We start from the raw sequence: 24,362 nt of genomic DNA, 5'->3' as shown, positions 1-24,362 counted from the left end.
CTGCGTTGAAAATGGCCTGGAAGGCCAGCCCCGTCGGAATGCTCATTTACCGCTCGTAAACTCCGCTTCCTCAGCCCTTTTCGCCTTGCTTGGCTCTAGCTCGCGAGACGTTGAACAGGCTCGGAGGGCAGGCTAGGCTGGCGCGTCATCCAAGCGGAGTCCGCCATGAGCCAAGCAGTCACCCCCGCCTTTGCCGAAGAGCCGCTGGAGGCCAACGAGATCCGCGTTCTCGGCAGCCTCATCGAAAAGCAGCTGACCACGCCGGAAAGCTATCCCCTGACCCTCAATGCGCTGGTGCTGGCCTGCAACCAGAAGACCAGTCGCGAGCCGGTGCTCAATCTGACCCCGGGCGAGGTGGGACAGGGGCTGCGGCGCCTGGAAGAACGCGGTCTGGCGCGCCTGGTGATGGGTAGTCGGGCGGATCGCTGGGAACAGCGGCTGGACAAGGTGCTGGAGCTTCCGCCACCCCAGTGGGTGCTCTGCGCGCTGCTGTTCCTGCGCGGCCCCCAGACCCTGGGGGAATTGCTGGCCCGCAGCGGCCGGATGCATGCCTTCGACGATACCGAGCAGGTGCGTCACCACCTGGAGCGGTTGATCGCTCGTGGCCTGGCCACCGGTCTGGGGCGGCAACCCGGCCAGCGCGAAGAGCGCTATCTGCATCTGTTCGGCAACGCCGCGGAACGCGATGCCCAGGTCGCGCAACTGGGTAGCGCCGCCGAAGCCAGTGCGCCCGCGGGTGGGCGCGAAGGACGGCTGGAGGCGCTGGAAGCCCGGCTCGCCGCGCTCGAAGAGCGGCTGGCGCGCCTGGAGGAAGGCGCTCAGCGCGGATAGAGCGGCGGCAGGGTGTCGTGCACGGCCGCGGGCGTCAGCGGCGGCAGGGCATTGATCGCCTGCCACAGCGTCTCGCCCTGCCAGCGCTGACCGGCTTCGCTGTAGAGCGCGCCGTTGAGGTCATCGAGGGCCGCGGCCAGGGGTTCGAAGCGCGCGCCCATGGCCGCCAGGGTCTCCGGCTGCTGTCGCGCCCAGGCGTCCAGGGCGTGGCGGGTCGCGTGGGGATCATTGCTCTGGCAGGCGCGGCGCAGCTCTTCGCGCTGCAGGCGGCTGTCGAGATCGGGCACCGTCGGCAGGACCGCCGGCTGCCGGCGGGCACGCCACCAGAGGCCGAAGCCGAGCAGGGTGGTCAGGGCGAAAAAGGCCGTTGCCAGCTGCCAGCGCCAGAGGCCGCGGTCATTGCCACTGATCTTGGCCGCGGCGGTCGCCACCGGCTGCAGCGTCGGATCCTCGGCGACCACCAGGGTCTGGGCGGGCAGGGTGGCGCGTTCGAGGGTGTCGGTCTCGGTGTTCCACCAGACCACCTCCACTGGCGGCAGGACCTTGTCCCCCGTGGAGGTGGGAATCAGGGCGACACGCTCTTCGCGTTGCCCGACCAGCCCACGCGCCTGGGTCTGCATGGACAGCCGCGGCTGTTCGGCATAGCGCTTCACCCCCTCGGTCTCGGGCAGCACCAGTGGGGGCAGCTGGCCAGGCGCCAGGCCTTCGGCACGCACCTGCAGGGTGCGGGTCAGGGCACTGCCTTCGCGAGCCTCTGCCGGGGCGGGATTCCATTGCTGCGTTAGGGTCAGGTTGCGCGCCGGCAACCAGGGCGTCTGTGGCGGATAGCTGGCGGGCTGTGGCAGGACGTCCAGGGTCAGGGCCGGCGTGCGCAGCTGGATCGGCTGGCCGGCCCTGGAGCTGTCGTCGAGACCGCCGGCCAGGGTGGCGCTGAAGGTCTGGGGCGGCAATACCAGGGTGCCGCTCTGCAACGGATGGATGGCGTAGCGCCACTCGATCACGCCATGGCGTACGCCCTCGACGTCACGCTCGTAGACCTGCGGCGTACCGAGCAGATCCACCCGGGCCTCGCTGGGATTGGGCGGGGTGAGCACATGATCGTCATAGAGCGCCACGGCGTGGTAGAGGCGAATGGTCAGGATGGTTTCCGCCTGCACATAGAGCCGGGTGCGCTCCACCGAGGCTTCCAGATAGACCGGCTCACGGGCCTGGCGTTTGGCGGCGCTGGCCTCCACGGTGACGGTCAGCGGCTGGCTACGGGCGCCGTCGAGGGTCAGGGCGGGAATGGTCAGGGCACCGCTGGCCTTGGGTTGCAGGGTGACGTTCCAGCGGGTGGTCACCCGCTCGCCGGGCGGCAGGCTGTTCTGGCGGACCCCGAGCACCCGGAAGTCCTGCTCCAGCGGGCCGAGATCGGGCTTGCCGAACTGCGCGGGATCGGTGGTTTCGAGAATGAGTTCGAGCGTCTCGTTCTGGCTGAGCTGAGTGCGCTCCAGGCGGGCGCTGAGGTCCGCCGCCTGCACCAGGGGCGCGAGCAGCGCGAGGGGCAGCAGCAAGGGATAGGCCTTCATTGCAGCGCGTTCTCCTCGCGTTGTTGTTGCTGGTACCAAAACTTGCGGCGCAGCAGCTCGGCCGGGTTGTCGGGAATCTCCCGCAGCCACTGTTCGGCGGCCTGACGCTGTTCCTCCGCCAGGGGATCTTCGGCGTAGGACGGACTGACGAGCCAGTCCGCGCCGGCCTGGGCCTGCTGCTGCGGGCTGGCCGCAGCGGCCGCGGTGGACGGCGGGGTACTGCTGCTGGCCGGCTCGTCCGCCTGGGCGCTGCTCTGACTGGCGCTCTGGGCCTGGCGACTGCGGGCGGCGGCCTCGGCCTGGGCCGCGGCACGCTGGGCGAGCAGTCGTTCGAGGCGGTTGCGATTGCGCAGGGCGGGGGTCAGATCCGGACGCAGCACCAGCGCCGCCCGGTAGGCGCGCAGGGCCTCGTCCAGGCGTCCGGCCATGGCCAGGGCATTGCCGCGATTGTAGTGGCCGTCCGCCGAGGGATCCCGGGCGAAGGCCGCGGCGGCGCCGCTGAAGTCGCCGGCGCGATAGAGCGCCACGCCGCGCCAGCGCTCGTCGGTAAAGAGGTCGGCGGCCGCGCCAGCCTGGTCGTCGGCCAGCAGCTGCAGGGCCTGCTGGTCGCGGCGCAGCCAGAGATCGTCCCAGCTGCCAGCCTGCGCCGGGGGCGGCGTCAGCAAGAGGCAGAAGGGCAGGCACAGCAGCCAGCCGCGGCGTGCGCCACAGGCGACCAGGACCAGCAGGGGCAGGAGCAACAGGTAACCCTGGTCGCGCCAGTCGGAAGGTCCCTGACCCTCGCTGGCCCGCACATCGTCGGGTCGCTCCAGCAGACCGAGGCGACGCAGGTCGCTGTCATCGCGTTGCAGGCGCTGATAGCGGCCACCCAGCTCGCGGGCGACGTCCTGCAGGCGGCCTTCGGCCAGGCGGGCGATGCGGATGCCGCCGGCGGCGTCGCTCAGGTAGTTGCCGGTCTCGGCGGCCACCGGGGCGCCCTGGGGCGTACCCGGGCCGAGGATCGCCAGCTGGCGCAGCCGACCCTGCAGCTGGCGCTCGAGGCCCAGCCGCTCGCGGTCGTCCAGGTCGCTGGCGATGAGCAGCAGCCGGGCGCTGGCGCTGGGCGCCGGGCCGAGCAGCTCCAGGGCCTGGGCGATACCCAGGTCGGCGCGCTGGCCGGGCACCGGCATGACCGACGGCCGCAACGCCTTGAGCAGGTTGTCCATGGTCGGCAGGTCGTCGGTCAGGGGCACCAGGGTATGGGCGCTGCCGGCATAGACGACGATGGCGGTCTCGCCGTCCTGGCGCGCCTTGAGCAGGTCCTGCAGCTTGCGCTGCACGGCCAGCAGGCGATTGGGGATGACATCGGTGGCGAGCAGATCGGGCGTCAGCGCCAAGACCACCACCAGCGGATCGTTGCGCCGAAAGTTCTGCGCTTCGCCCTGCTGCCAGCTGGGACCGGCCAGGGCCAGACAGGCCAGCACCCCGGCCAGACCCAGCAGCACCAGCCCGAGGGGCGAGCGCTGGCGATCGCTGTCGCTGAGCAGCCAGGGTTGCAGCGCCGGGGGCAGCAGCGCCTGCCAGCGCCCGTGGCGATGCCGGCGCCGACGCAGCGAGCCGATCACCAGGGCGACCGGCACCAGGGCCAGCAGCCACCAGGGACGCAGGAGCAGCGGCAGCCAGTCGCTCATCGGGCCTTGCCTCCACGCTGCCAGCGTGTCGGCCACGGCAGGCGGCCAAGCGCCAGGGCCAAGCCGAGCATCAGTGCCCCGGCCAGCGGCCAGGCATAGAGTTCGCGGGTGGGGCGGGCCTGGTCCGGTTGCTGGCGGATGGGTTCGAGACGATCGAGCTGGCGCGACACGGCGGCCAGTTCGGTGCTGGATCTCACCCGGAAATAGGCGCCGTTGGTGACCTCGGCGAGGTGGCGCAGCATGGGTTCGTCGAGATCGCTGGGCGTCGCGCCGGCGCCCAGGGTGTCCGGGTCGGCGCCGATGCCCAGGGTATAGACGCGGACCCGCTCGCTGGCCGCCAGGCTGGCCGCCACCTCGGGCGTCACCACGCCGCCGTTGCTGGCGCCGTCGGTGACCAGGATCAGGGTGCGACTGTTGTCCGGGCGCTTGCGCAGGTGCTTGACCGCCAGGCCCACGGCGTCGCCCACCGCGGTGTTACGCCCGGCCAGGCCGATCTGGGCTTCTTCCAGGAGCGCATGCACGGTGCGCCGGTCGGCGGTCAGCGGTGCCTGCAGATAGGCCTGGGAACCGAACAGGATCAGGCCGACGCGATCGCCCTGGCGACTGTCGATGAAGCGGCCGAGCAACTGCTTGACCAGGCTCAGGCGGCTGACGTTCTCGTCGCCCAGTTGCATGTCCGGGGTGTCCATCGAGCCGGAGACATCCACCGCCAGCAACAGATCGCGCCCGCTCACGTCCAGCGGCTGGGGTGGCCCCACCCACTGCGGACGCGCCGCGGCGGCCAGGATCAGCAGCCAGCCCAGCAGAAAGGGCAGCAGACGGCGGGCGCCGCTCAGGCCGCCGGTGTGGCGGGTGCGCCCACCCAGGTGTTCGAGTTCAGCGAGGAATTCCACCCGCAGGGCCGCCTGGCCGCTGTCGGCCGCCGGCAGGAGCACGCGCAGCGCCCAGGGCAGCGGCAGCAGCAGCCACAACCAGGGCCAGGCGAATTCAAACATGCTTGCGGATCCAGGTAGCGACGGCGTCCTGCAGGCCGTCGATGGCGCGGTCATCTAGCCGGCAATCCGGGCGATAGCCGCCGTCGACCAGGATCATGTAGCGCGTCAGGCCGGCCGCCGGACAGCGTGAATCGAGAAAGGCCAGCCAGTCGCGGCCGCTCAGGGTCTGGCTGAGCTGATCCGGATAGCTGGCGCGGCAGAGGCGCTTGAGCAGGGCGTTGAGCGCCTGCAACCAGGGTCCGGCCGGCGCGCCATAGGGGCGCGGCAGGCGGGCCAGTTCGGCCAGGGCGGTGGTGCGCAGATCCTCTTCGGTGGTCGCCTCGGCGAGGGGCGCGCTGACCAGCGGCCGCCGGCCATGGCGATGGCGCAGAAAGAAGCCCAGCGCCACCACTACCAGCAGCAACAGCCACCAGCCCGGCGCCGGTGGCCAGAGGGTCGGCTCCGGCGGCAACCGCAGCGGCTCCAGATTCGGCAGGCCGGGGGTCACGAGGTGTACCCCGGACGGTGCTGGCGTAGGAGGTGCCGCAACTGCTCGACCAGGTCGTCCGCCGTGGACAGCGGCAGCAGCGGAATGCCCAGGCGCAGGCTGAGTTCGGTCCAGCGTTCACGACGCTGCGCGGCCTGCTCGGCGTAGCCCTGGCGCACGTCGGCGCGGTCGGTGTCCAGTTCCACTTCCGCCGGACCGCTGGTGAAGCGCAGCAGGCCGGCCTGGGGCAATTCGTGATCCACCGGATCGGAAAGCGGCAGCAGGACCAGGTCGCTGTGCCGCGAAAGCAGCGTGAGGTGCTGCTCGGTGGCCACGTCCAGGCTGCGCTCGTCGCAGATCACCAGGGCCAGGCTGCCGGGACGCAGCACCTCGCGGGCGCGGCGCAGGACCTGGTTGAAGGTGATGCGCGGCACCTGGGCCAGGGCCGGATCCTGCAGCGCCCGATTGGCGTTGATCAAGTGATCGAAGAAACGCAGCAGATTCTGCTTGCTGCGCCTTGGCCGTACCTCGTGCAGGCGTTCGCCGCCAAAGATCATGCCGCCGATGCGGTCGTTGTGCTCCAGCACCGCCCAGCCGATCAGCGCGGCCAGGCGCCCGGCCAGCACCGACTTGAATTGCTGGCGGGTGCCGAAGAAGGTGCGCGGACTCTGTTCCAGCAGGAGATAGACCGGCCGCTCGCGTTCTTCGTGGAACAGCTTGGTATGGGGCTCGCGGGTGCGGGCGGTGACGCGCCAGTCGATGGCGCGCACGTCATCGCCGGGCTGGTAGGCGCGCACCTGGTCGAAGTCCACGCCGCGCCCGCGCAGGCGCGAGTGGTGCAGGCCGATCAGCGGACTGCGCCGTCCGGCGGCGGAAAACAGCTGCACCTCGACCACCCGGTGGCGCATCTCGATGAGCTCGGCCAGGCCCAGGGTCACGCCGTTGCGCTCGGCCATCTCAGGCCACGGCCACCAGATCGAGGATGCGCTGCACCACCCGGTCGTGGTCGATGCCGGCGGCTTCCGCCTCGAAGGACAGGATGATGCGGTGGCGCAGGACGTCGAAGACCACCGCCTGGATGTCCTCCGGACTGACGAAATCCCGCCCGGCCAGCCAGGCGTGGGCTCGGGCGCAGCGATCCAGGGCGATGGAGCCGCGCGGACTGGCGCCGTAGGTGATCCAGTGCGCCAGGTCCTGGTCGAAGCGCCCCGGAGTGCGGGTCGCCATGATCAGCTGGACCAGGTATTCCTCCACGGCGTCGGCCATGTACAGCCCGAGTACTTCGCGGCGGGCCGCGTTGATGGCCGCCTGGGTGACGCGCTCGGTCGGCAAGGTCTCGCCGTCCAGGGCTTCGCCACGGGCCTGGGCGAGGATGCGCCGCTCCACGGAGGCGTCGGGGTAGCCGATCTTGACGTGCATCAGGAAGCGGTCGAGCTGGGCCTCGGGCAGGGGATAGGTGCCTTCCTGCTCGATGGGATTCTGGGTGGCCATCACCAGGAAGAGGTCGGGCAGGGCATAGGAGGTGCGACCGATGCTCACCTGGCGTTCGGCCATGGCTTCCAGCAGCGCGGATTGCACCTTGGCCGGCGCCCGGTTGATTTCGTCGGCCAGCACCAGGTTGTGGAAGATCGGTCCCTGCTGGAAGGAGAAGGTCGCCGTGTCGGGACGATAGATCTCGGTGCCGGTGATGTCGGCCGGCAGCAGGTCGGGGGTGAACTGGATGCGGTGGAAATCCGCTTCCAGGCCTTCCGCCAGGTCCTTGATGGCCTTGGTCTTGGCCAGCCCGGGGGCGCCTTCCACCAGCAGGTGACCGTCCGCCAGCACTGCGATGAGCAGGCGCTCCACCAGGGTTTCCTGGCCAAGGATCTGGCTGGTGAGGTAGGTGCGAAGCACCTGCAGAGCGTCACGGTGAGCCATGGGGCATCCTGAATACGGCGCTGGAGCGGTCGAGGGTGCTGGATTTTACTGCAAGCGGCGGCTGCCGCCCATGCCTGCGCTGACGTCGCATCCAGAGCAGTCCTTGACGAAATTTTGACGAGTTCCTGCTCAGGCTGGGCGCTGGTCGGCGCGGCAGAGGTCTCGCTTCGCCCACGTTGCGGAGGCCAGGACTGGCGCGATCGCGCCGGATGGTTAAACTCCCACGCCTGCCGACCGCGCCCGAGGCCTCTGCGTGGCCGATCCCGAGCCGCTGGCCACGCGCCGCGAATCCCTGCTGCTTTTGACAAGGTGTTTTCATGTCGCAAACGGAAGTCCCCCACACCCCGCGCGCCGCTCGCATCCGCCCGGTGCCGACGCTGGGCAGCCACCTCAGCTTCGTGCTGGGTTGCGCCCTGGCGCTGATGGTCATGTTCACCCTGCTGCGCTTGGCGCTGCTGGGCTACAACACCGATCTGATCGGCGACTCGCCCTTCGCCACCTTTGCCGAGGCCTTCTTTAATGGCGCTCGCTTCGACCTGCGCCTGGTGGTCTATATCTGCGTGCCCTCGTTGCTCTGCCTGCTCAGCGCCAGAGCCATGGCCGCCCGCCGCCTGCAGGCCGGCTGGTTCACCCTGGCCGCCAGCCTCTGCCTGCTGCTGGGCGTCGGCGAGCTGAACTTCTACCGTGAATTCCACCAGCGCCTGAACAGCCTGGTGTTTCAGTACATGCAGGAAGACCTGCACACCGTCACGAGCATGATCTGGAACGGCTTCCCGGTGCTGCGCCTGCTCCTGGCCTGGGCCGTGGCGACCCTGCTGCTGGGCCTGGTGTTCTTTGGCGTGGAGCGAGCCACCCGCCGGTATGCCGCGGCGCGACCGGCCGCCTGGTATCGCCGGGGCGCGGTGTTTCTGCTCTGCCTGGTGGTGGCCGTCATCGCTGCCCGCGGCACCCTGAGATCCGGGCCGCCGCTGCGCTGGGGCGACGCCTACACCACCGATTCCATGTTCGCCAACCACCTTGGCCTGAACGGTACCCTGACCCTGATCAATGCCGCCGAGAACAGCTTCTCCGACCATCGCGACAACAGCTGGAAGGCCACCATGCCGGCCGCCGACGCCCTGGCGGTGACCCGGCAACTGCTGCTGACCCCGCGTGACGAGCTGATCGACGCCGACAAGGCCGCCATCCGCAGGATCTACACCCCGCCCACCGACGGCCAGTTGCCCAAGGTGCGCAACGTCGTGGTGATCCTCATGGAAAGCATGGCCGGTCGCTATATCGGCGCCCTCGGCAACGAAGACGGCATCACCCCGAACTTCGACGCCCTGGCCAAGCAGGGCACGCTGTTCACCCGCTTCTTCTCCAACGGCACCCATACCCACCAGGGCATGTTCGCCACCATGGCCTGCTTCCCCAACCTGCCGGCCTTCGAATACCTGATGCGCATGCCCGAGGGCGCGCACCAGTTCTCCGGTCTGCCGCAACTGCTCAGCACTCGTGGCTTCGACGACGTCTACGTCTACAACGGCAACTTCCAGTGGGACAACCAGTCCGGCTTCTTCAGCAACCAGGGCATGACCCGCTTCGTCGGTCGTGAGGACTTCGTGAATCCGGTGTTCATGGATCCGACCTGGGGCGTCTCCGACCAGGACATGTTCGACCGCTCGGTGCAGGAGTTGGACAAGCTGGCCAAGGCGCCGGACGGCAAGCCCTTCTATGCGCTGTTGCAGACCCTGTCCAACCACACCCCTTATGCGCTGCCCAAGGACCTGCCGGTCACCCCGGTCACCGGGCATGGCTCGCTCGACGAACACCTCACCGCCATGCGCTACGCCGACTGGTCGCTGGGTCAGTTCTTCGCCAAGGTCAAGAACGAGCCCTGGTACCAGGACACCCTGTTCGTCATCGTCGGTGACCACGGCTTCGGCAACAACGAGCAGATCACCGAGATGGACCTGTCGCGCTTCAACGTACCGCTCCTGCTGATCGGTCCGGGCGTGCAGGAAACCTTTGGCGCCCGTCGCGACACCGTGGGTAGCCAGATCGACGTGGTGCCCACGGTGCTGGCCCGCTTCGGCAAGCCGACCCAGCACCAGTGCTGGGGCCGTGATCTGCTGGGTCTGCCCCAGGGCGATCCGGGCGTGGCGGTGATCAAGCCGTCGGGCAGCGACCAGACCGTGGCCCTGGTCACGGGCGATCGCATCCTGGTCAAGCCGCGCGACCGCGACGCCGTGCTCTATCGCTATCACCTGGGCACCCAGGCCGGTGGCGAGGTGCTCAAGGGCGACGCCAGCGCGCCCGAGCTGCAGAAGCGCCTGGAGGCCTTCATCCAGACCGCGACCGCCAGCCTGCTGGGTAATACCACCGGCATGACCGACAGCAAGGCCGCCGAGGCTCAGCGGCAGTAGTCTCGTCGCCCATGAAAAAGGCCGCCCGAGGGCGGCCTTTCTTTTTTGCCGGCAGCGATCAGGCCGCGATGACCACGTCTTCGGCCTGCAGGCCCTTGTCGCGCTGGATCACCGAGAATTCCACGCGCTGGCCTTCCATCAGCACCCGATGACCTTCGCCACGGATCGCGCGGAAGTGCACGAAGATGTCGTCGCCGGTGTCGCGGGAGATGAAGCCGAAGCCCTTGGAGGTGTTGAACCACTTCACCGTGCCGCGCTCGCGGTCATCGGCCAGCGGACGGGCCGGAGCGGCGGCGGCAGGGGCGGGACGCGCCGCCTGACGCGGACGAACCTCGCTGTCGGCCACCGCGGCGTTGCCCGCCGGGGCACGAAACTTTTCCGGCAGGCTGGCCAGGGCGGCGACCAGGGTCAGCCCCAGCGGCAGCAATTCGGCCGGCAGGCCGCCGATCTGCTCGAGGGGCGCCAGCAGGATAAAGGTCTGGGCCACCACGGCGATCACCAGCAGGGCGCTGGCGAGTTTCTGGGCACCGCTGCTGCGGCTGCGGGAGAAAGGCGTGAAGAGGAGGGTGGCAAGACCCAGCAGGGCCAGATGGATGGACTCGGGTTGATCGAAGGACGAGGTGTCGGACTGCAGTCCGGGAATTGCCGATAACAGGAGCGCAGCAGCGCCCACCACGACATGGACAGTAGATAACGTGTTCAATGTGAAATCACCTTGGGATAGAGAACACGGGTCTGCCGAAACTGCCGGAGCGGTGCCCGACAGCGGAGTGACCCGGCGCGAAAAGCGCGTCCTTATTTAACCCAAAAGGTGAGGGCCGCTCAATCGTGGCACCGTCGCGGGCCGCGGCCCGCGACGGCAGCCGGAGCTAGGCGGCGAGCAGGCTGCGCAGCATCCAGGCGGTCTTCTCGTGGGTCTGCATGCGCTGGGTCAGCAGATCGGCGGTGGGCTCGTCGCTGACCTTGTCCAGCAACGGGAAGATGCCCCGCGCAGTCCGCACCACGGCTTCCTGACCCTGCACCAGCAGGCGGATCATGTCCTGGGCGTCCGGCACCCCTTCCTCTTCCTTGATGCTCGACAGGCGGGCATAGGCGGCGTAGGTACCCGGCGCCGGGAAGCCCAGGGCGCGGATGCGCTCGGCGATGTCGTCCACCGCCACGGCCAGCTCGGTGTACTGGGTCTCGAACATCAGGTGCAGGGTGTTGAACATCGGCCCGGTCACGTTCCAGTGGAAGTTGTGGGTCTTCAGATACAGGGTGTAGGTGTCGGCCAAGAGGCGCGACAGGCCCTCGGCGATCTGGGCACGATCCTGTTCGGCGATTCCGATGTTGATTTCCATGCTGACGGCTCCTGTGCGTCGGTTGCGAAGGGCTCCGAGGCTATCACAGAACCGCTGGCCGTTTAGCCAGTGTTCGCACGTCGAGCTGCGTGCCCGGCTACGGTAAAATCGTGACGGATGATATAGAATCTCCCGTTCAGTCGAGCGCCCGGTCTTGCCGGCCCGGCGCCTCCACGCATTCAGCCTGTTCTAGAGAAGCGAAACCACGACCATGATGCGCAGCCACTATTGCGGCCAGTTGAACAAGAGCCTGGACGGCCAGGAAATCACCCTCTGCGGTTGGGTCCACCGCCGCCGTGACCACGGCGGGGTCATCTTCCTCGACATCCGCGATCGCGAAGGCCTGGCCCAGGTGGTGTTCGATCCGGATCGCGCCGAAACCTTCGCCAAGGCCGACCGCGTGCGCAGCGAGTACGTCGTCAAGCTCACCGGCAAGGTGCGCCTGCGTCCCGAAGGCGCGCGCAACGCCAACATGGCCTCCGGCGCCATCGAGGTGCTGGGCTACGAGCTGGAAGTGCTCAACGAGGCGGAAACCCCGCCGTTCCCGCTCAACGAATACACCGATGTCGGCGAAGAGACCCGCCTGCGCTATCGCTTCATCGATCTGCGCCGTCCGGAGATGGCCGAGAAGCTGAAGCTGCGTTCGCGCATCACCTCCAGCATCCGCCGCTACCTGGACGAGAACGGTTTCCTCGACGTGGAAACCCCGATCCTGACCCGGGCCACTCCCGAGGGTGCCCGCGACTACCTGGTGCCCAGCCGCACCCACCCCGGCAGCTTCTTCGCCCTGCCGCAGTCGCCCCAGCTGTTCAAGCAGTTGCTGATGGTCGCCGGCTTCGATCGCTACTACCAGATCGCCAAGTGCTTCCGCGACGAAGACCTGCGGGCCGACCGCCAGCCGGAATTCACCCAGATCGACATCGAGACCAGCTTCCTCGATGAAAAAGACATCATGGACATCACCGAGACCATGGTGCGCAACCTGTTCAAGGAAGTCCTGGACGTTGAGTTCGGCGACCTGCCGCACATGACCCTGGCCGAGGCCATGCGTCGCTTCGGTTCCGACAAGCCGGACCTGCGCATCCCGCTGGAACTGGTGGACGTGGAAGACCAGCTCAAGGACGTCGACTTCAAGGTCTTCGCCGGTCCGGCCAACGATCCCAAGTGCCGCGTCGCCGCCCTGCGCGTACCGGGCGGGGCGAGCATGCCGCGCAAGCAGATCGACGACTACACCAAATTCGTCGGCATCTACGGTGCCAAGGGCCTGGCCTACATCAAGGTCAACGAGCGCGCCGCCGGCGTCGAGGGCCTGCAGTCGCCCATCGTCAAGAACATCCCCCTGGACAACATCAACGTCATCCTCGACCGCGTCGGCGCGGTGGATGGCGACATCGTGTTCTTTGGCGCGGACAAGACCAAGATCGTTTCCGAGGCCCTGGGCGCGCTGCGCATCAAGCTCGGTCACGACCTCAATCTGCTGACCTGCCAGTGGGCGCCGCTGTGGGTGGTCGACTTCCCGATGTTCGAGGAAAACGACGATGGCAGCCTGACCGCCATGCACCACCCCTTCACCTCGCCCAAGTGCGGCCCGGACGAGCTCAAGGCCAACCCGGGTGCGGCGCTGTCGCGCGCCTACGACATGGTGCTCAACGGCACCGAGCTGGGCGGCGGTTCCATCCGCATCCACGACAAGAAGATGCAGCAGGCGGTGTTCGAGGTGCTGGGGATCAGCGCTGAGGAACAGGAAGAGAAGTTCGGCTTCCTGCTGGACGCCCTGAAGTTCGGCGCGCCACCCCATGGCGGCCTGGCCTTCGGCCTGGATCGCCTGGTGATGCTGATGACCGGCGCCTCGTCCATTCGTGAAGTCATCGCCTTCCCGAAGACCCAGAGCGCCGCCGACGTCATGACCCAGGCGCCCGGCGCCGTCGATGCCAAGGCGCTGCGCGAGCTGCACATCCGCCTGCGCGAGCAGCCCAAGGCGGAATAAGCCTTATCGGAGGAGGGCGCCCGGACGGGTGCCCGCCGTTTCCTTTTTCAGTGCACCGCGGTCATCGCCGCGGCGCCGTCTTCGTCAAGACATTGGAGTAGCTTATGGCCGGTCATTCCAAATGGGCCAACATCAAGCATCGCAAAGAGCGCCAGGATGCCAAGAAGGGCAAGATCTTCACCAAGATCATCCGTGAGCTGACCGTGGCCGCGCGCCAGGGTGGCGGCGTTCCGGCCGACAACCCCCGCCTGCGCCTGGCGGTGGACAAGGCGCTGACCGCCAACATGACCCGCGACACCATCGACCGGGCCATCGCCCGGGGCGTGGGCGCCGGCGAAGGCGAGAACGTCGAGGAACTGACCTATGAAGGCTACGCCCCGAGCGGCGTCGCCATCATCGTCGAGGCCATGACCGACAACCGCAACCGCACTGCGGCCGAAGTCCGCCACGCCTTCAACAAGTGCGGTGGCAACCTGGGCACCGACGGTTCGGTGGCCTATCTGTTCGAGCGCAAGGGCCAGATCAGCTACGCCCCCGGCCTGGACGAGGACGCCCTGATGGAAGCCGCCCTGGAAGCGGGTGCCGACGACGTGGTCGCCAACGACGATGGCTCCATCGACGTCTTCACCAGCTTTGCCGACTTCATCGCCGTCAACGAAGCCCTGACCGCCGCCGGCTACAAGGCCGACGAAGCCGAGGTGACCATGATCCCCTCGACCTCCGCGACCCTGGATCTGGAAACCGCGCAGAAGGTGCTCAAGCTGATCGACATGCTCGAAGACCTGGACGACGTGCAGAACGTCTACTCCAACGCCGACATCCCCGAGGATGTCATGGCGCAGCTCGGCTGATGTCCCTCTACGAGCGCCTGCCGCCCGATGCGCCCGGCACCCTGGTGCTGGGCATCGACCCGGGTTCGCGGCTGACCGGCTTTGGCGTGGTGCGCGACACCGGACGCGGCTGCGAGTACGTCGCCTCCGGCTGCATCCGGACCGGTAACGGTCCGTTGCCGGAGCGGCTGCAGATCGTCTACCGCGGCGTGCGCGACGTCATCGCCCAGTACGGACCGGTCACCATGGGCATCGAGCAGGTGTTCATGGCGCGCAACGCCGATTCGGCGCTCAAGCTGGGTCAGGCCCGGGGAGCGGCCATCGTCGCCGGCGCCGAAGGTGGTCTGGAGATTTCCGAATACACCGCGAGCCAGGTCAAGCAGGCCGTGGTCGGCAACGGTGGGGCGGACAAGCAGCAGGTGATGCTGATGGTCATGCACCTGCTGCGCCTGACCGAGAAACCCCAGATCGACGCCTCCGACGCCCTGGCCATCGCCCTGTGCCATGCCCACACCCGGCAGAGCCTTGTTCCCCATGGCCTGCTGGCGACCCGCCGCCGTGGCGGTCGCCTGCGTCTCTAGCGCCATCCGCTCTCTCATCTCGCTCCAACGTTAGGAAGGTATCCCAGTGATCGGTCGTCTACGTGGCACCCTGGCGGAAAAGCAGCCGCCCCATCTCCTGCTCGACGTGGGCGGAGTCGGCTACGAGGTCGAAGTGCCCATGACGACCCTTTATCGGCTGCCGGCCCAGGGCGAAGTCGTCACATTGCATACCCACCTCGTGGTACGGGAAGATGCGCACCTGCTCTATGGGTTCGGGGAAAAACGCGAGCGAGAGCTGTTTCGCGAGCTGATCCGACTCAATGGTGTCGGCCCCAAGCTGGCCCTGGCGTTGATGTCCAGTCTCGAGGTGGATGAATTGGTTCGCTGTGTGCAAGCCCAGGACACGGCCGCCCTGGTCAAGGTGCCCGGGGTGGGCAAGAAGACCGCCGAGCGTCTGCTGGTCGAGCTCAAGGACAGATTCAAGGCCTGGGAAAATCTGCCCGCCATCGCCCCCCTGGTCCTGCCGAACCAGGCCGCCGTCGCGGCCAGCGCCGAGGCCGACGCGGTCAGCGCCCTGGTCGCCCTGGGCTTCAAGCCCCAGGAAGCCAGCCGCGCCGTCGCCGCCGTGGAAGGGGAAGACCTTTCCAGCGAGGAACTCATCCGTCGCGCCCTGAAGGGCATGGTCTGATCCCATGATAGAAACCGATCGTCTCATCTCGGCCGGTGGCCGCGACCGCGAGGAAGTCCAGGATCGCGCCATTCGCCCGGTGCGGCTGGTGGACTACATCGGTCAGCCGGTGGTACGCGACCAGATGGGCCTGTTCATCCAGGCGGCCAAGGGCAGGGGCGAGGCCCTCGACCACACCCTGATCTTTGGCCCGCCCGGTCTGGGCAAGACCACCCTGGCCAACATCATCGCCCAGGAAATGCGGGTGTCCCTGAAGAGCACCTCCGGTCCGGTACTGGAACGCCCGGGCGATCTCGCCGCGCTGCTGACCAACCTGGAAGCCGGCGATGTGCTCTTCATCGACGAGATCCATCGCCTCTCGCCCATCGTCGAGGAGGTCCTCTATCCGGCGATGGAGGACTACCAGCTCGACATCATGATCGGCGAAGGGCCGGCGGCGCGCTCCATCAAGCTGGATCTGCCGCCCTTCACCCTGGTCGGCGCGACCACCCGTGCCGGCATGCTGACCAATCCGCTGCGCGACCGCTTCGGGATCGTCCAGCGCCTGGAGTTCTACGGCACCGCGGACCTAGCCACCATCGTCACCCGCTCCGCCGGCATCCTCGGCCTCGCCATCGAAGCCGAGGGCGCGATGGAAATCGCCCGCCGCGCACGGGGCACGCCGCGAATCGCCAATCGCCTGCTGCGGCGGGTGCGCGACTTCGCCGAGGTGCGTGGGCAGGGCCATATCAGCCACGACATCGCCAGTCGTGCCCTCGACCTGCTGGACGTGGATGCCCAGGGCTTCGATCACCAGGATCGCCGGCTGCTGCTGACCATGATCGACAAGTTCGACGGCGGTCCGGTGGGCGTGGACAGCCTGGCGGCGGCCATCAGCGAAGAGCGTCACACCATCGAAGACGTTCTGGAACCCTATTTGATCCAGCAAGGCTATATCATGCGCACGCCGCGCGGGCGGGTGGTGACCCGGCATGCCTATCTGCACTTCGGACTCAACCTGCCGACGCGTCTGGCCCAGGGCGGTACGCCCGATCTGTTCGAGGTCAATGGTAACTAAATGCAGTTGCGAACATTTCTGATTGGCAACGGCGAGGCTAGGTTCTAGAGTATGCACGCGCAATCGCGGAGCCCGTCGCCGTCCGTCCTCAGTTGTCGTGTCTACTACGAAGATACCGATGCCGGCGGCATCGTCTATTACGTCAACTACCTCAAGTTCATGGAACGCGCCCGCACCGAGCGACTGCGCGCGCTGGGCTATGCCCAGTCCGAACTCGCCCGGGACGGTCTGCTCTTCGTCGTCCACAGCAGCGAAGCGCGCTACCATGCGCCCGCGCGGCTGGATGACGAGTTGCTGATCGGTGCCGAGGTGGTCGAAGCGAAGCGCGCCAGCCTCAGGTTTCACCAGGAGGTCCGGCGTGCTAAGGACGATGTCCTGCTCTGCGAAGGGTGGGTAACGGTCGCCTGCGTGCGTGCTGACAGCTTCAGGCCGAGGGCCATGCCCGAAGCCATGCGAACGGTTCTTGCCGGAAGTCCGGCGTCAATTCAATCAGGAGATTAAGCGTGCAACCCAACGTCGACCATACGTCCATGTGGAGCCTCATCGCCAACGCCAGTCTGGTGGTGCAACTGGTGATGCTCATCCTGGTCGCAGCCTCTGTCACGTCCTGGATCATGATCATCCAGCGTGGCAACGCCATGCGCGCCGCCAAGCGTTCCCTGGATGCCTTCGAAGAGAAATTCTGGTCGGGCATCGATCTGTCCAAGCTGTACCGCCAGGCCGGCAGCAACCCCGATCCGGATTCCGGCGTCGAGCAGATCTTCCGCGCCGGTTTCAAGGAGTTCTCCCGTCTGCGTCAGCAGCCCGGCGTGGATCCCGATGCGGTCATGGAGGGTGTCTCCCGCGCCATGCGCGTGGCCATCTCCCGCGAGGAAGAAAAGCTCGAACAGGCCCTGCCGTTCCTGGCCACCGTCGGCTCCACCAGCCCCTACGTGGGTCTGTTCGGTACCGTCTGGGGCATCATGAACTCCTTCCGCGGCCTGTCCACCGCCCAGCAGGCAACCCTGGCCACCGTGGCACCCGGCATCGCCGAAGCCCTGATCGCTACCGCCATCGGTCTGTTCGCCGCCATTCCCGCCGTCGTGGCCTACAACCGTTTCGCCGCCCGCTCGGAAATGCTGATCAACCGCTACTACACCTTTGCGGATGAATTCCAGGCCATCCTGCACCGCAAAGTCCACACCAGCGACGAATAAAGAGGTATCCCATGGTCCCTCGCCGCCAGAAACGCAAGCCCGTCGCCGAGATGAACGTGGTGCCCTACATCGACGTGATGTTGGTGCTCCTCGTCATCTTCATGGTGACGGCGCCCATGCTCAACCAGGGCGTCAAGGTCGACCTGCCCAAGGTCGACAGCCAGGCCCTGCCGCAGGACAACGACAAGCAGATCCTCACCGTCTCGGTGAAAGCCGACGGTACCTACTACTGGAACGTCGGTTCCGAGGTGGATACCGATCAGAAGGCCAAGTCCTCCACCGCGGTGTCCCTGCCGCAACTGAGTCAGCAGGTCGGTGCCATCATGCGTCAGCGTGCGGACACCCAGGTGTTCATCCGCGGTGACAAGGCCGCCAACTATGGCGTCGTCGCCGGCGCCATGGGTGCCTTGCAACAGGCCGGCGTCCCCAACGTCGGGTTGATTACCGAGGCGCCTTGATGCGACACCGCGAGCGTTCGTCGTCCGAAAGTTATTTCTGGCCGGTCATCTGGGCAGTCGCCCTGCATGTGCTGATCTTCGGCCTGCTGTTTGTCAGCTTCGCCTTCACCCCTGAATTGCCCCAGTCGCGTCCGGTCGTCCAGGCGACCCTGGTCCAGCTCAAATCCAAGAGTTCGGCGCAGGTGCAGACCGAGCAGAAACTGGCGGGGGAGGCGAAGAAGACCGCGGCCAAGCAGTACGAGCAGGAACAACTGGAGCAGCGTCGTCAGCAACAGGAAGCCCAGCGTGAAGCGGCGGCGGCCAAGGCGGCTCAGCAACAGAAGGAAGCCCAGCAACAGGCCGCGGAACAAAAGAAAGCCGACGACGCTCGAAAGGCGCAGCAAGCGGAAGCGGCGGCCAAGGCCGCCGAAGCCAAGGCTGAGGCCGAGAAACAGTCCGAGGCCGCCAAGGCGGCTGCGGAAGCCAAGCAGGCCGCCGAGCAGAAGAAGCAGGCGGACATCGCCAAGAAGAAGGCTGACGAAGCGGCCAAGCAGAAAGCGGCCGAGGAAGCGGCGAAGAAGGCTGCGGCAGAGGCAGCCAAACAGAAATCGGCCGAAGAAGCCAAGCAAAAGGCTGCTGCCGAGGCGGCCAAGAAAGAGGCTGCTGCGGAGGCCGCCAAGAAGAAAGCGGCGGACGACGCCAAGAAGAAGGCTGCCCAGGCGGCTGCGCGCAAGGCAGCGGAAGACAAGAAGGCGCAGGCCCTGGCCGAGTTGTTGTCCGATGATACCCAGCGGCAGCAGGCCCTGGCCGAAGAGCAGGGCGACGAAGTGGCATCGAGTTTCGATGACCTGATCGTGCGGCTGGTCAGCGAGCAGTGGACGCGTCCGCAGTCGGCGCGCAACGGCATGAGCGTCGAGGTGCAGATCAACATGCTGCCGGACGGCACCATCACCAGCGCGACGGTGACCCGCTCCAGTGGCAACAAGGAGTTTGACAATTCAGCGGTATCGGCCGTGCGTAACGTCGGTCGTATCCGTGAGCTGCAGCAGCTGGATCGCAAGACCTTCGATCAGCTGTATCGTCAGCGCCGCATGATCTTCAAACCGGAGGACCTGAGTCTGTGAACACCCTGATCCGTTACATCCTGCTGGGCCTGGTCCTGGTGGTGGGCTCCGCCCAGGCGGCCGATCCGCTGGTGATTTCCAGCGGTAGCGATCGCGCCATCCCGATCGCCGTCGTGCCCTTCGGGTGGCAGGGTGGTCAGCCACTGCCGGAAGACCTGGCCAACATCGTCAGCGACGACCTGCGCAATTCCGGGGTGTTCTCGCCGATTCCGCGCCAGAACATGCTGAGCCAGCCGAGCCAGGCCAGCGAAGTCATCTTCCGTGACTGGAAGGCCCTGGGTGCCAACTACGTGCTGGTGGGCAACATCGTGCCCAATGGCGGTCGGCTGCAGATCAACTACGCCCTGTTCAACGTTTCCACCGAACAGCAGGTCCTGACCGGCAACGTCGGCGGCGGCACCGATCAGCTGCGCGACATGGCCCACTTCATCTCCGACCAGGCCTATGAAAAGCTGACCGGTGTGAAGGGTGCCTTCTCGACGCGCATCCTCTATGTGACCGCCGAGCGTTTCTCCGCCACCAACACCCGTTACACCCTGCAGCGCGCCGACTATGACGGTGCCCGTGCCGTTACCCTGCTGCAGTCGCGCGAGCCGATCCTGTCGCCGCGTTTCGCGCCGGATGGCAAGCGCATCGCCTATGTTTCCTTCGAGCAGCAGCGCCCGCGCATCTTCATGCAGTACATCGACACCGGTCGCCGCGAGCAGCTGACCAACTTCGAAGGCCTGAATGGCGCGCCGGCGTTTTCGCCCGACGGCAATCGCCTGGCCTTCGTGCTGTCCAAGGACGGCAACCCCGAGATCTACGTGATGGACCTCGGCTCGCGTGCCATTCGTCGTGTGACGAATGACTCGGCCATCGATACCGAGCCCTTCTGGGGCAAGGATGGCCAGACCATCTATTTCACCTCAGACCGTTCCGGCAAGCCGCAGATCTACAAGACCAACGCCAATGGCGGGGGTGCTGAGCGCGTGACTTTCGTCGGTAACTACAACGCCAACCCGAAACTTTCGGCGGATGAAAAGACGCTGGTCATGGTGCATCGCCAGGAAGGTTTCACCAACTTCCAGATCGCTGCACAAGACCTCCAACGCGGCTCTGTGCGGGTACTTTCCAACACCAGCCTCAACGACTCGCCCACTGTTGCGCCCAATGGCACCATGCTAATCTACGCCACCCGCCAGCAGGACCGAGGCGTCCTGATGCTTGTCTCCATCAATGGTCGCGTCCGGATTCCGATTCCCACCGCCCAGGGTGACGTGCGCGAGCCTTCCTGGTCTCCTTACCTGAACTGACGGCTAATTAGAAAAGTCCTTAGTTACACCAACATTGCGGTTCTTTTAGGAGTTACATGATGGAAATGCTGAAATTCGGCAAGTTCGCTGCACTGGCTCTGGCCATGGCCGTGGCCGTGGGCTGTTCCTCCAAGGGCGGCGACGCCTCCGGTGAAGGCGCTGGTGCTGGCGCTGGTGCCGGTGCTGTCGACCCGAACGCTGGCTACGGCGCCAACTCGGGTGCCGTTGACGGCAGCATGGGCGACGAAGCCGCTCTGCGCGCCATCACCACCTTCTACTTCGAGTACGACAGCTCCGACCTGAAGCCGGAAGCCATGCGCGCTCTGGACGTTCACGCTCGTGACCTGAAGGCCAGCGGCCAGCGCGTCGTTCTGGAAGGCAACACCGACGAACGCGGTACCCGCGAGTACAACCTGGCTCTGGGCGAGCGTCGTGCCAAGGCCGTTCAGCGCTACCTGGTGCTGCAGGGCGTGTCCCCGGCTCAGCTGGAGCTGGTTTCCTACGGTAAAGAGCGTCCGGTTGCCGTCGGTCACGACGAAGCTTCCTGGGCTCAGAACCGTCGCGTCGAGCTGAAGAAGTAATAAACGATGTCCAAGCGCCTGCAGTTCTTGATCGCCCTGACCCTTGGTGTACCGGTTGTCGCCGGGGCTCAGGTTCCCGTACAGGATGGTAGTTATGGCGTTGCCCAGTCCGCTGGGCAAGGCTATGGCAATGCAGGCGCGGCCAGTGCCGGAAACGGGGCTCCCGTTTCCGGCATGGGTCAACTGTTCATGCAGTTGCAACAGATGCAGGACGATATCGCTCGCCTGCGTGGCCAGGTCGAGGTTCAGGAAAACGAGATCCGCCAGCTCAAGCAGGAAGGATTGGATCGTTACCAGGATCTGGATGGCCGTATTTCCCAGCTTTCTTCCGTGCCTGCCAATGCGGGCGCCGGAGCCGCTGCCGGTGCTGCCCAGAGTGGTGCCATCGCGGCCAACAATGCGCCGACGCCGCCTGCTTCCGCAGGGGCACCGGCCGCCAGCAGTGAACCGGGCGATCCGGCGAAGGAAAAGCTGTACTACGACGCTGCCTTCGATCTGATCAAGGCCAAGGATTTCGACAAAGCCAGCCAGGCATTCAATGCCTTCCTGCGCAAGTATCCCAATAGTCAGTATGCGGGCAATGCCCAGTACTGGCTGGGTGAAGTAAATCTGGCCAAGGGCGATCTGCAGGCTGCTGGCCAGGCCTTCGCCAAGGTCAGTCAGGCCTATCCCACCAGCAACAAGGTGCCGGATTCGCTGTACAAACTGGGTGGCGTCGAGCAGAAGCTCGGCCGCACCGATCGGGCCAAGGGCATGTACCAGCAGGTCATCAGCCAATATCCCGGAACCTCCGCTGCGCAACTGGCGCAGCGGGATCTGAAAAGCCTGCCCTAGCGCAGGCTTTTTTCTTCTATCTACCGCAACGGAGGCGGATGGCCTGTGTAGCCGTCACGCCCGTGGCTTCCATGCAAAAAGATACCCTACGTCTTACCGAGATTTTCTATTCGCTCCAGGGTGAAGCCCGCACCGCCGGTCTTCCTACCGTCTTCGTCCGGCTCACCGGCTGCCCGCTGCGCTGTCACTATTGCGACACGGCCTATGCCTTCACCGGCGGCGAGATCCATCATCTCGATGCCATCCTGGAGCAGGTCGCGAGCTACCGGCCGCGGCACATCTGCGTGACCGGCGGCGAGCCGCTGGCCCAGCCCAACTGCCTCAAGCTGCTCGAGCAGCTGTGCGACGCCGGCTACGAGGTGTCGCTGGAATCCAGTGGCGCCCTGGATGTCAGTGGCGTGGACGGGCGTGTCAGCAAGGTCGTCGACCTCAAGACGCCGGGCTCGGGGGAGGTGGGGCGCAACCTGTACGCCAACCTCGACCACCTGACGCCCAACGATCAGGTCAAGTTCGTCATCTGCTCCCGCGAGGACTATGGCTGGGCCGTCTCCAAGCTGATCGAGTATCGCCTGGAGCAACGGGCGGGCGAGGTGCTGTTCTCGCCCAGCCATGGCCAGGTGGCGCCGCGTGAGCTGGCGGAGTGGATCGTGGCGGACAACCTGCCGGTGCGCTTCCAGCTGCAGCTGCACAAGATTCTCTGGAACGACGAACCGGGACACTGAGCATGAGTCAGCCTAAAGCGGTCATCCTTCTTTCCGGCGGCCTGGATTCCGCCACCATCGTCGCCATGGCCAAGGCCCAGGGCTTCGCCTGCTACACCATGAGCTTCGACTACGGCCAGCGCCATCGCGCCGAGCTGCAAGCCGCCGAACGCGTGGCGCGCCAGCTGGGCGTCGTCGAGCACAAGGTGATCGGCCTGGATCTCAATGGCATCGGTGGCTCGGCGCTCACCGACCCGGACATCGCCGTCCCGGAGACCCCGGGCGAGGGCATCCCGGTCACCTATGTGCCGGCACGCAATACCGTGTTCCTGTCCCTGGCCCTGGGCTGGGCCGAGGTGCTCGGTGCCCGTCATCTCTTCATCGGGGTGAATGCGGTGGACTACTCCGGCTATCCGGATTGCCGGCCGGAGTTCGTCGAAGCCTTCGAGCGCCTGGCCAATCTCGCCACCAAGGCCGGTGTGGAAGGGGATTCCTTCAAGATCGAAGCCCCGCTGCAGTTCCTTTCCAAGGCGCAGATCGTCCAGGCTGGCAGCCAGCTGGGCGTCGACTATGCCCTGACCGTCTCCTGCTACCAGGCCGACGATGAAGGCCAGGCCTGCGGTCGCTGCGACAGCTGCCGCCTGCGCGCCGAAGGCTTCAAGGCCGCTGGAATTTCCGATCCTACGCGCTATCAGTAAAAAATTTCATCTAGGGTGTTGATTCTCCTGAGAAAATCGCTAGAATGGCGCCCACTAACGGGTCGTTAGCTCAGTCGGTAGAGCAGTTGGCTTTTAACCAATTGGTCGTAGGTTCGAATCCCACACGACCCACCATCTTCACCAGAAACCCTCCGCAATGGAGGGTTTTTGCGTTCCCTCAGCTCAGACAAGCAGCCGTCTGTGGCGGAATCTAGCTTCGTGGTTTGATGATGTCAAACTGAATCAGCTAGCGCCCTGAGCCCGACACCGTCTGGCCTGGCCGCAATCTTGCATTCATCTTTGCTATGCAGTTATCCACGCCTCACTGCCGATGTGAGCGGTCGCGCCCCATTGCTAATCCATTCTGCGAGTTGATCGAAGGCTGCTGGTGCGGAAGGTCCGAGGAGGCTCGCCGGTTGCTGCGAGGGCAAAGGAGAGAATTGCTTCAACGCCTCTGGTCGACTCTCCTGGTATTGGCGGGGGCTGTGATCAATACGGGCTATCAGGTTCCTCGGAGTCTTGTCAGCACGTTCCTCCAGGACATGACGCATCTGGTGCGGATCCGTCTCGATGTATTCCATGGTGGTAGCGATGCTGGAGTGGTTCAGCAGGGCTTTGGCTACGTGAATGTTGCGATCAGCTTGTCGCATCAGGTCAGACGCTAATGTGTGCCTGAACCGATGCGGAGTCATCCGGGTTCCTACTATTGCTGTAAGCTTTCTATACATGGATTCGATCTGATTTATATCCATAGTTTCTCGTCTGTAGTGCGTCGAGAATCTATTGACGTTAAATAGTTGATCGGTGGCTTTAAAATGCAAGGAGTCTGCCCAGGCTGCAAGTCGGTCTATGTGCTCGTATAATGGGCCAGGAATCGGTAAGAGAAATTCTTTGTGAGTCTTGTCCCCCTCGCTTCTAATATTCATTGTTCTACGCTTTAGGCAGATGTCTCGACGCTGTAAGCTTAGCAGGGAATTTAGGCGAATCCCGGTGTGGTGAAATGTCTCGTAGACAGTCAGCCAGAACCAGGCAGGGGTTATGCTGCTTCTTTCGCCTGACACCCGTTCTATCTCTTGTAACCTAATAAGCTGGTTGCGACCCTGGGTGATGGCCTCGTGAGGCACAGTTTTCTTCCGCTTTCTAGGTGGAACTACAGAGGTGTCAGTGAAGGGGTTTTTGCGAGTGTTCAGTAAGTCA

The 24,362-nt window shown here is 65.8% G+C and carries 25 protein-coding genes, 1 tRNA gene and 1 pseudogene; 17 read left to right on the top strand and 10 right to left on the bottom strand.

Annotated features, from left to right (window positions below; translation table 11 throughout):
* Window positions 1–165: 165 nt before the first annotated feature.
* Window positions 166–831 (top strand): YceH family protein, encoded by a 666-nt coding sequence (locus PSK12I2_RS0107830; RefSeq protein ID WP_027597955.1) that lies wholly within the window; start codon window positions 166–168, stop codon window positions 829–831.
* Here PSK12I2_RS0107830 and PSK12I2_RS0107825 read toward each other — a convergent pair.
* From PSK12I2_RS0107825 to PSK12I2_RS0107800, 6 genes are read right to left on the bottom strand one after another with little or no spacing between them, the layout of a single operon-like run.
* Entirely contained in the window at window positions 819–2,399 is a 1,581-nt protein-coding gene (locus tag PSK12I2_RS0107825; protein ID WP_027597954.1) for a BatD family protein, read from the bottom strand. The genes PSK12I2_RS0107830 and PSK12I2_RS0107825 overlap by 13 nt on opposite strands.
* Entirely contained in the window at window positions 2,396–4,069 is a 1,674-nt protein-coding gene (locus PSK12I2_RS0107820; RefSeq protein ID WP_027597953.1) for a tetratricopeptide repeat protein, read from the bottom strand. The genes PSK12I2_RS0107825 and PSK12I2_RS0107820 overlap by 4 nt, the downstream gene beginning before the upstream one ends.
* Window positions 4,066–5,064, bottom strand: coding sequence for a VWA domain-containing protein (locus PSK12I2_RS0107815; RefSeq protein WP_027597952.1), 999 nt, complete (start codon window positions 5,062–5,064; stop codon window positions 4,066–4,068). The genes PSK12I2_RS0107820 and PSK12I2_RS0107815 overlap by 4 nt, the downstream gene beginning before the upstream one ends.
* Window positions 5,057–5,551, bottom strand: a complete 495-nt coding sequence (locus PSK12I2_RS0107810; RefSeq protein WP_007160344.1) for a DUF4381 domain-containing protein — start codon at window positions 5,549–5,551, stop codon at window positions 5,057–5,059. The genes PSK12I2_RS0107815 and PSK12I2_RS0107810 overlap by 8 nt, the downstream gene beginning before the upstream one ends.
* Window positions 5,548–6,486 carry a DUF58 domain-containing protein gene (locus tag PSK12I2_RS0107805; RefSeq protein ID WP_027597951.1) on the bottom strand — a complete coding sequence of 313 codons (939 nt, stop codon included), beginning with the start codon at window positions 6,484–6,486 and terminating at the stop codon, window positions 5,548–5,550. Before PSK12I2_RS0107805 ends, PSK12I2_RS0107810 begins: the two co-directional genes overlap by 4 nt.
* A gap of 1 nt (window position 6,487) precedes the next feature.
* On the bottom strand, window positions 6,488–7,447 hold the full coding sequence (locus PSK12I2_RS0107800) for a MoxR family ATPase (protein WP_007160342.1): 960 nt from the start codon (window positions 7,445–7,447) through the stop codon (window positions 6,488–6,490).
* A 317-nt stretch (window positions 7,448–7,764) separates the two neighbouring features.
* On the opposite strand from PSK12I2_RS0107800, the gene PSK12I2_RS0107795 reads away from it, so the two are divergent.
* Window positions 7,765–9,855 (top strand): LTA synthase family protein, encoded by a 2,091-nt coding sequence (locus PSK12I2_RS0107795; RefSeq protein ID WP_027597950.1) that lies wholly within the window; start codon window positions 7,765–7,767, stop codon window positions 9,853–9,855.
* Between the two features lie 58 nt (window positions 9,856–9,913).
* Here the strand turns inward: PSK12I2_RS0107795 and PSK12I2_RS25215 are convergent, their stop codons facing one another.
* From PSK12I2_RS25215 to PSK12I2_RS0107785, 3 genes and pseudogenes are all read right to left on the bottom strand, one after another.
* Window positions 9,914–10,129, bottom strand: a complete 216-nt coding sequence (locus tag PSK12I2_RS25215; RefSeq protein WP_160923550.1) for a cold shock domain-containing protein — start codon at window positions 10,127–10,129, stop codon at window positions 9,914–9,916.
* Between the two features lie 120 nt (window positions 10,130–10,249).
* Window positions 10,250–10,558, bottom strand: a pseudogene (locus tag PSK12I2_RS25350) (cold shock domain-containing protein membrane protein); the annotation flags it as partial.
* Window positions 10,559–10,724: 166 nt separating this feature from the next.
* Window positions 10,725–11,195 carry a Dps family protein gene (locus tag PSK12I2_RS0107785; RefSeq protein ID WP_007160339.1) on the bottom strand — a complete coding sequence of 157 codons (471 nt, stop codon included), beginning with the start codon at window positions 11,193–11,195 and terminating at the stop codon, window positions 10,725–10,727.
* Between the two features lie 211 nt (window positions 11,196–11,406).
* Between PSK12I2_RS0107785 and aspS the strand changes: the two genes are divergently transcribed.
* The 15 genes from aspS (at window position 11,407) to PSK12I2_RS0107710 (ending at window position 23,300) form a co-directional block, all read left to right on the top strand.
* Window positions 11,407–13,182 carry an aspartate--tRNA ligase gene (gene aspS, locus PSK12I2_RS0107780; RefSeq protein WP_027597948.1) on the top strand — a complete coding sequence of 592 codons (1,776 nt, stop codon included), beginning with the start codon at window positions 11,407–11,409 and terminating at the stop codon, window positions 13,180–13,182.
* Window positions 13,183–13,286: 104 nt separating this feature from the next.
* The gene (locus PSK12I2_RS0107775) at window positions 13,287–14,033 is read left to right on the top strand and encodes a YebC/PmpR family DNA-binding transcriptional regulator (RefSeq protein WP_007160337.1); all 747 of its coding nucleotides are present in this window, start codon (window positions 13,287–13,289) and stop codon (window positions 14,031–14,033) included.
* The gene (gene ruvC / locus PSK12I2_RS0107770) at window positions 14,033–14,593 is read left to right on the top strand and encodes a crossover junction endodeoxyribonuclease RuvC (protein WP_007160336.1); all 561 of its coding nucleotides are present in this window, start codon (window positions 14,033–14,035) and stop codon (window positions 14,591–14,593) included. The genes PSK12I2_RS0107775 and ruvC overlap by 1 nt, the downstream gene beginning before the upstream one ends.
* Window positions 14,594–14,639: 46 nt before the next feature.
* Entirely contained in the window at window positions 14,640–15,242 is a 603-nt protein-coding gene (gene ruvA / locus PSK12I2_RS0107765) for a Holliday junction branch migration protein RuvA (protein WP_007160335.1), read from the top strand.
* Window positions 15,243–15,246: 4 nt separating this feature from the next.
* A complete protein-coding gene (gene ruvB, locus PSK12I2_RS0107760; protein ID WP_027597947.1) occupies window positions 15,247–16,299 on the top strand; it encodes a Holliday junction branch migration DNA helicase RuvB in 1,053 nt (350 codons plus the stop codon).
* 51 nt (window positions 16,300–16,350) lie between these two features.
* The gene (gene ybgC, locus PSK12I2_RS0107755) at window positions 16,351–16,800 is read left to right on the top strand and encodes a tol-pal system-associated acyl-CoA thioesterase (RefSeq protein ID WP_027597946.1); all 450 of its coding nucleotides are present in this window, start codon (window positions 16,351–16,353) and stop codon (window positions 16,798–16,800) included.
* Window positions 16,801–16,802: 2 nt separating this feature from the next.
* Window positions 16,803–17,495: a protein TolQ gene (tolQ, locus tag PSK12I2_RS0107750; protein WP_007160332.1), complete on the top strand. Its 693-nt coding sequence runs from the start codon at window positions 16,803–16,805 to the stop codon at window positions 17,493–17,495.
* Between the two features lie 11 nt (window positions 17,496–17,506).
* On the top strand, window positions 17,507–17,953 hold the full coding sequence (gene tolR, locus PSK12I2_RS0107745; RefSeq protein WP_007160331.1) for a protein TolR: 447 nt from the start codon (window positions 17,507–17,509) through the stop codon (window positions 17,951–17,953).
* A complete protein-coding gene (gene tolA / locus PSK12I2_RS0107740; protein WP_037006956.1) occupies window positions 17,953–19,056 on the top strand; it encodes a cell envelope integrity protein TolA in 1,104 nt (367 codons plus the stop codon). The genes tolR and tolA overlap by 1 nt, the downstream gene beginning before the upstream one ends.
* Complete coding sequence (tolB, locus tag PSK12I2_RS0107735) at window positions 19,053–20,351, top strand: Tol-Pal system beta propeller repeat protein TolB (protein ID WP_027597944.1); 1,299 nt, start codon at window positions 19,053–19,055, stop codon at window positions 20,349–20,351. The genes tolA and tolB overlap by 4 nt, the downstream gene beginning before the upstream one ends.
* 59 nt (window positions 20,352–20,410) lie before the next feature.
* Window positions 20,411–20,932 carry a peptidoglycan-associated lipoprotein Pal gene (gene pal / locus PSK12I2_RS0107730; RefSeq protein ID WP_007160328.1) on the top strand — a complete coding sequence of 174 codons (522 nt, stop codon included), beginning with the start codon at window positions 20,411–20,413 and terminating at the stop codon, window positions 20,930–20,932.
* 6 nt (window positions 20,933–20,938) lie between these two features.
* Window positions 20,939–21,766 (top strand): tol-pal system protein YbgF, encoded by an 828-nt coding sequence (ybgF, locus tag PSK12I2_RS0107725; protein WP_027597943.1) that lies wholly within the window; start codon window positions 20,939–20,941, stop codon window positions 21,764–21,766.
* A 71-nt stretch (window positions 21,767–21,837) separates the two neighbouring features.
* Window positions 21,838–22,488: a 7-carboxy-7-deazaguanine synthase QueE gene (gene queE, locus PSK12I2_RS0107720; protein WP_027597942.1), complete on the top strand. Its 651-nt coding sequence runs from the start codon at window positions 21,838–21,840 to the stop codon at window positions 22,486–22,488.
* Window positions 22,489–22,490: 2 nt separating this feature from the next.
* Window positions 22,491–23,165 carry a 7-cyano-7-deazaguanine synthase QueC gene (gene queC / locus PSK12I2_RS0107715; protein ID WP_027597941.1) on the top strand — a complete coding sequence of 225 codons (675 nt, stop codon included), beginning with the start codon at window positions 22,491–22,493 and terminating at the stop codon, window positions 23,163–23,165.
* A 59-nt stretch (window positions 23,166–23,224) separates the two neighbouring features.
* A tRNA-Lys gene (locus tag PSK12I2_RS0107710) sits at window positions 23,225–23,300 on the top strand.
* 176 nt (window positions 23,301–23,476) lie between these two features.
* Here the strand turns inward: PSK12I2_RS0107710 and PSK12I2_RS25450 are convergent.
* Window positions 23,477–24,226 carry a site-specific integrase gene (locus PSK12I2_RS25450; protein WP_371100415.1) on the bottom strand — a complete coding sequence of 250 codons (750 nt, stop codon included), beginning with the start codon at window positions 24,224–24,226 and terminating at the stop codon, window positions 23,477–23,479.
* Window positions 24,227–24,362: the final 136 nt, after the last annotated feature.

Source organism: Pseudomonas sp. MOIL14HWK12:I2 (assembly GCF_000510745.1).
In the GTDB taxonomy this organism is placed as follows: domain Bacteria; phylum Pseudomonadota; class Gammaproteobacteria; order Pseudomonadales; family Pseudomonadaceae; genus Chryseomonas; species Chryseomonas oryzihabitans.
Note: the sequence above shows the minus strand (reverse complement) of the source record. Positions and strands in the feature narration are given on the sequence as shown.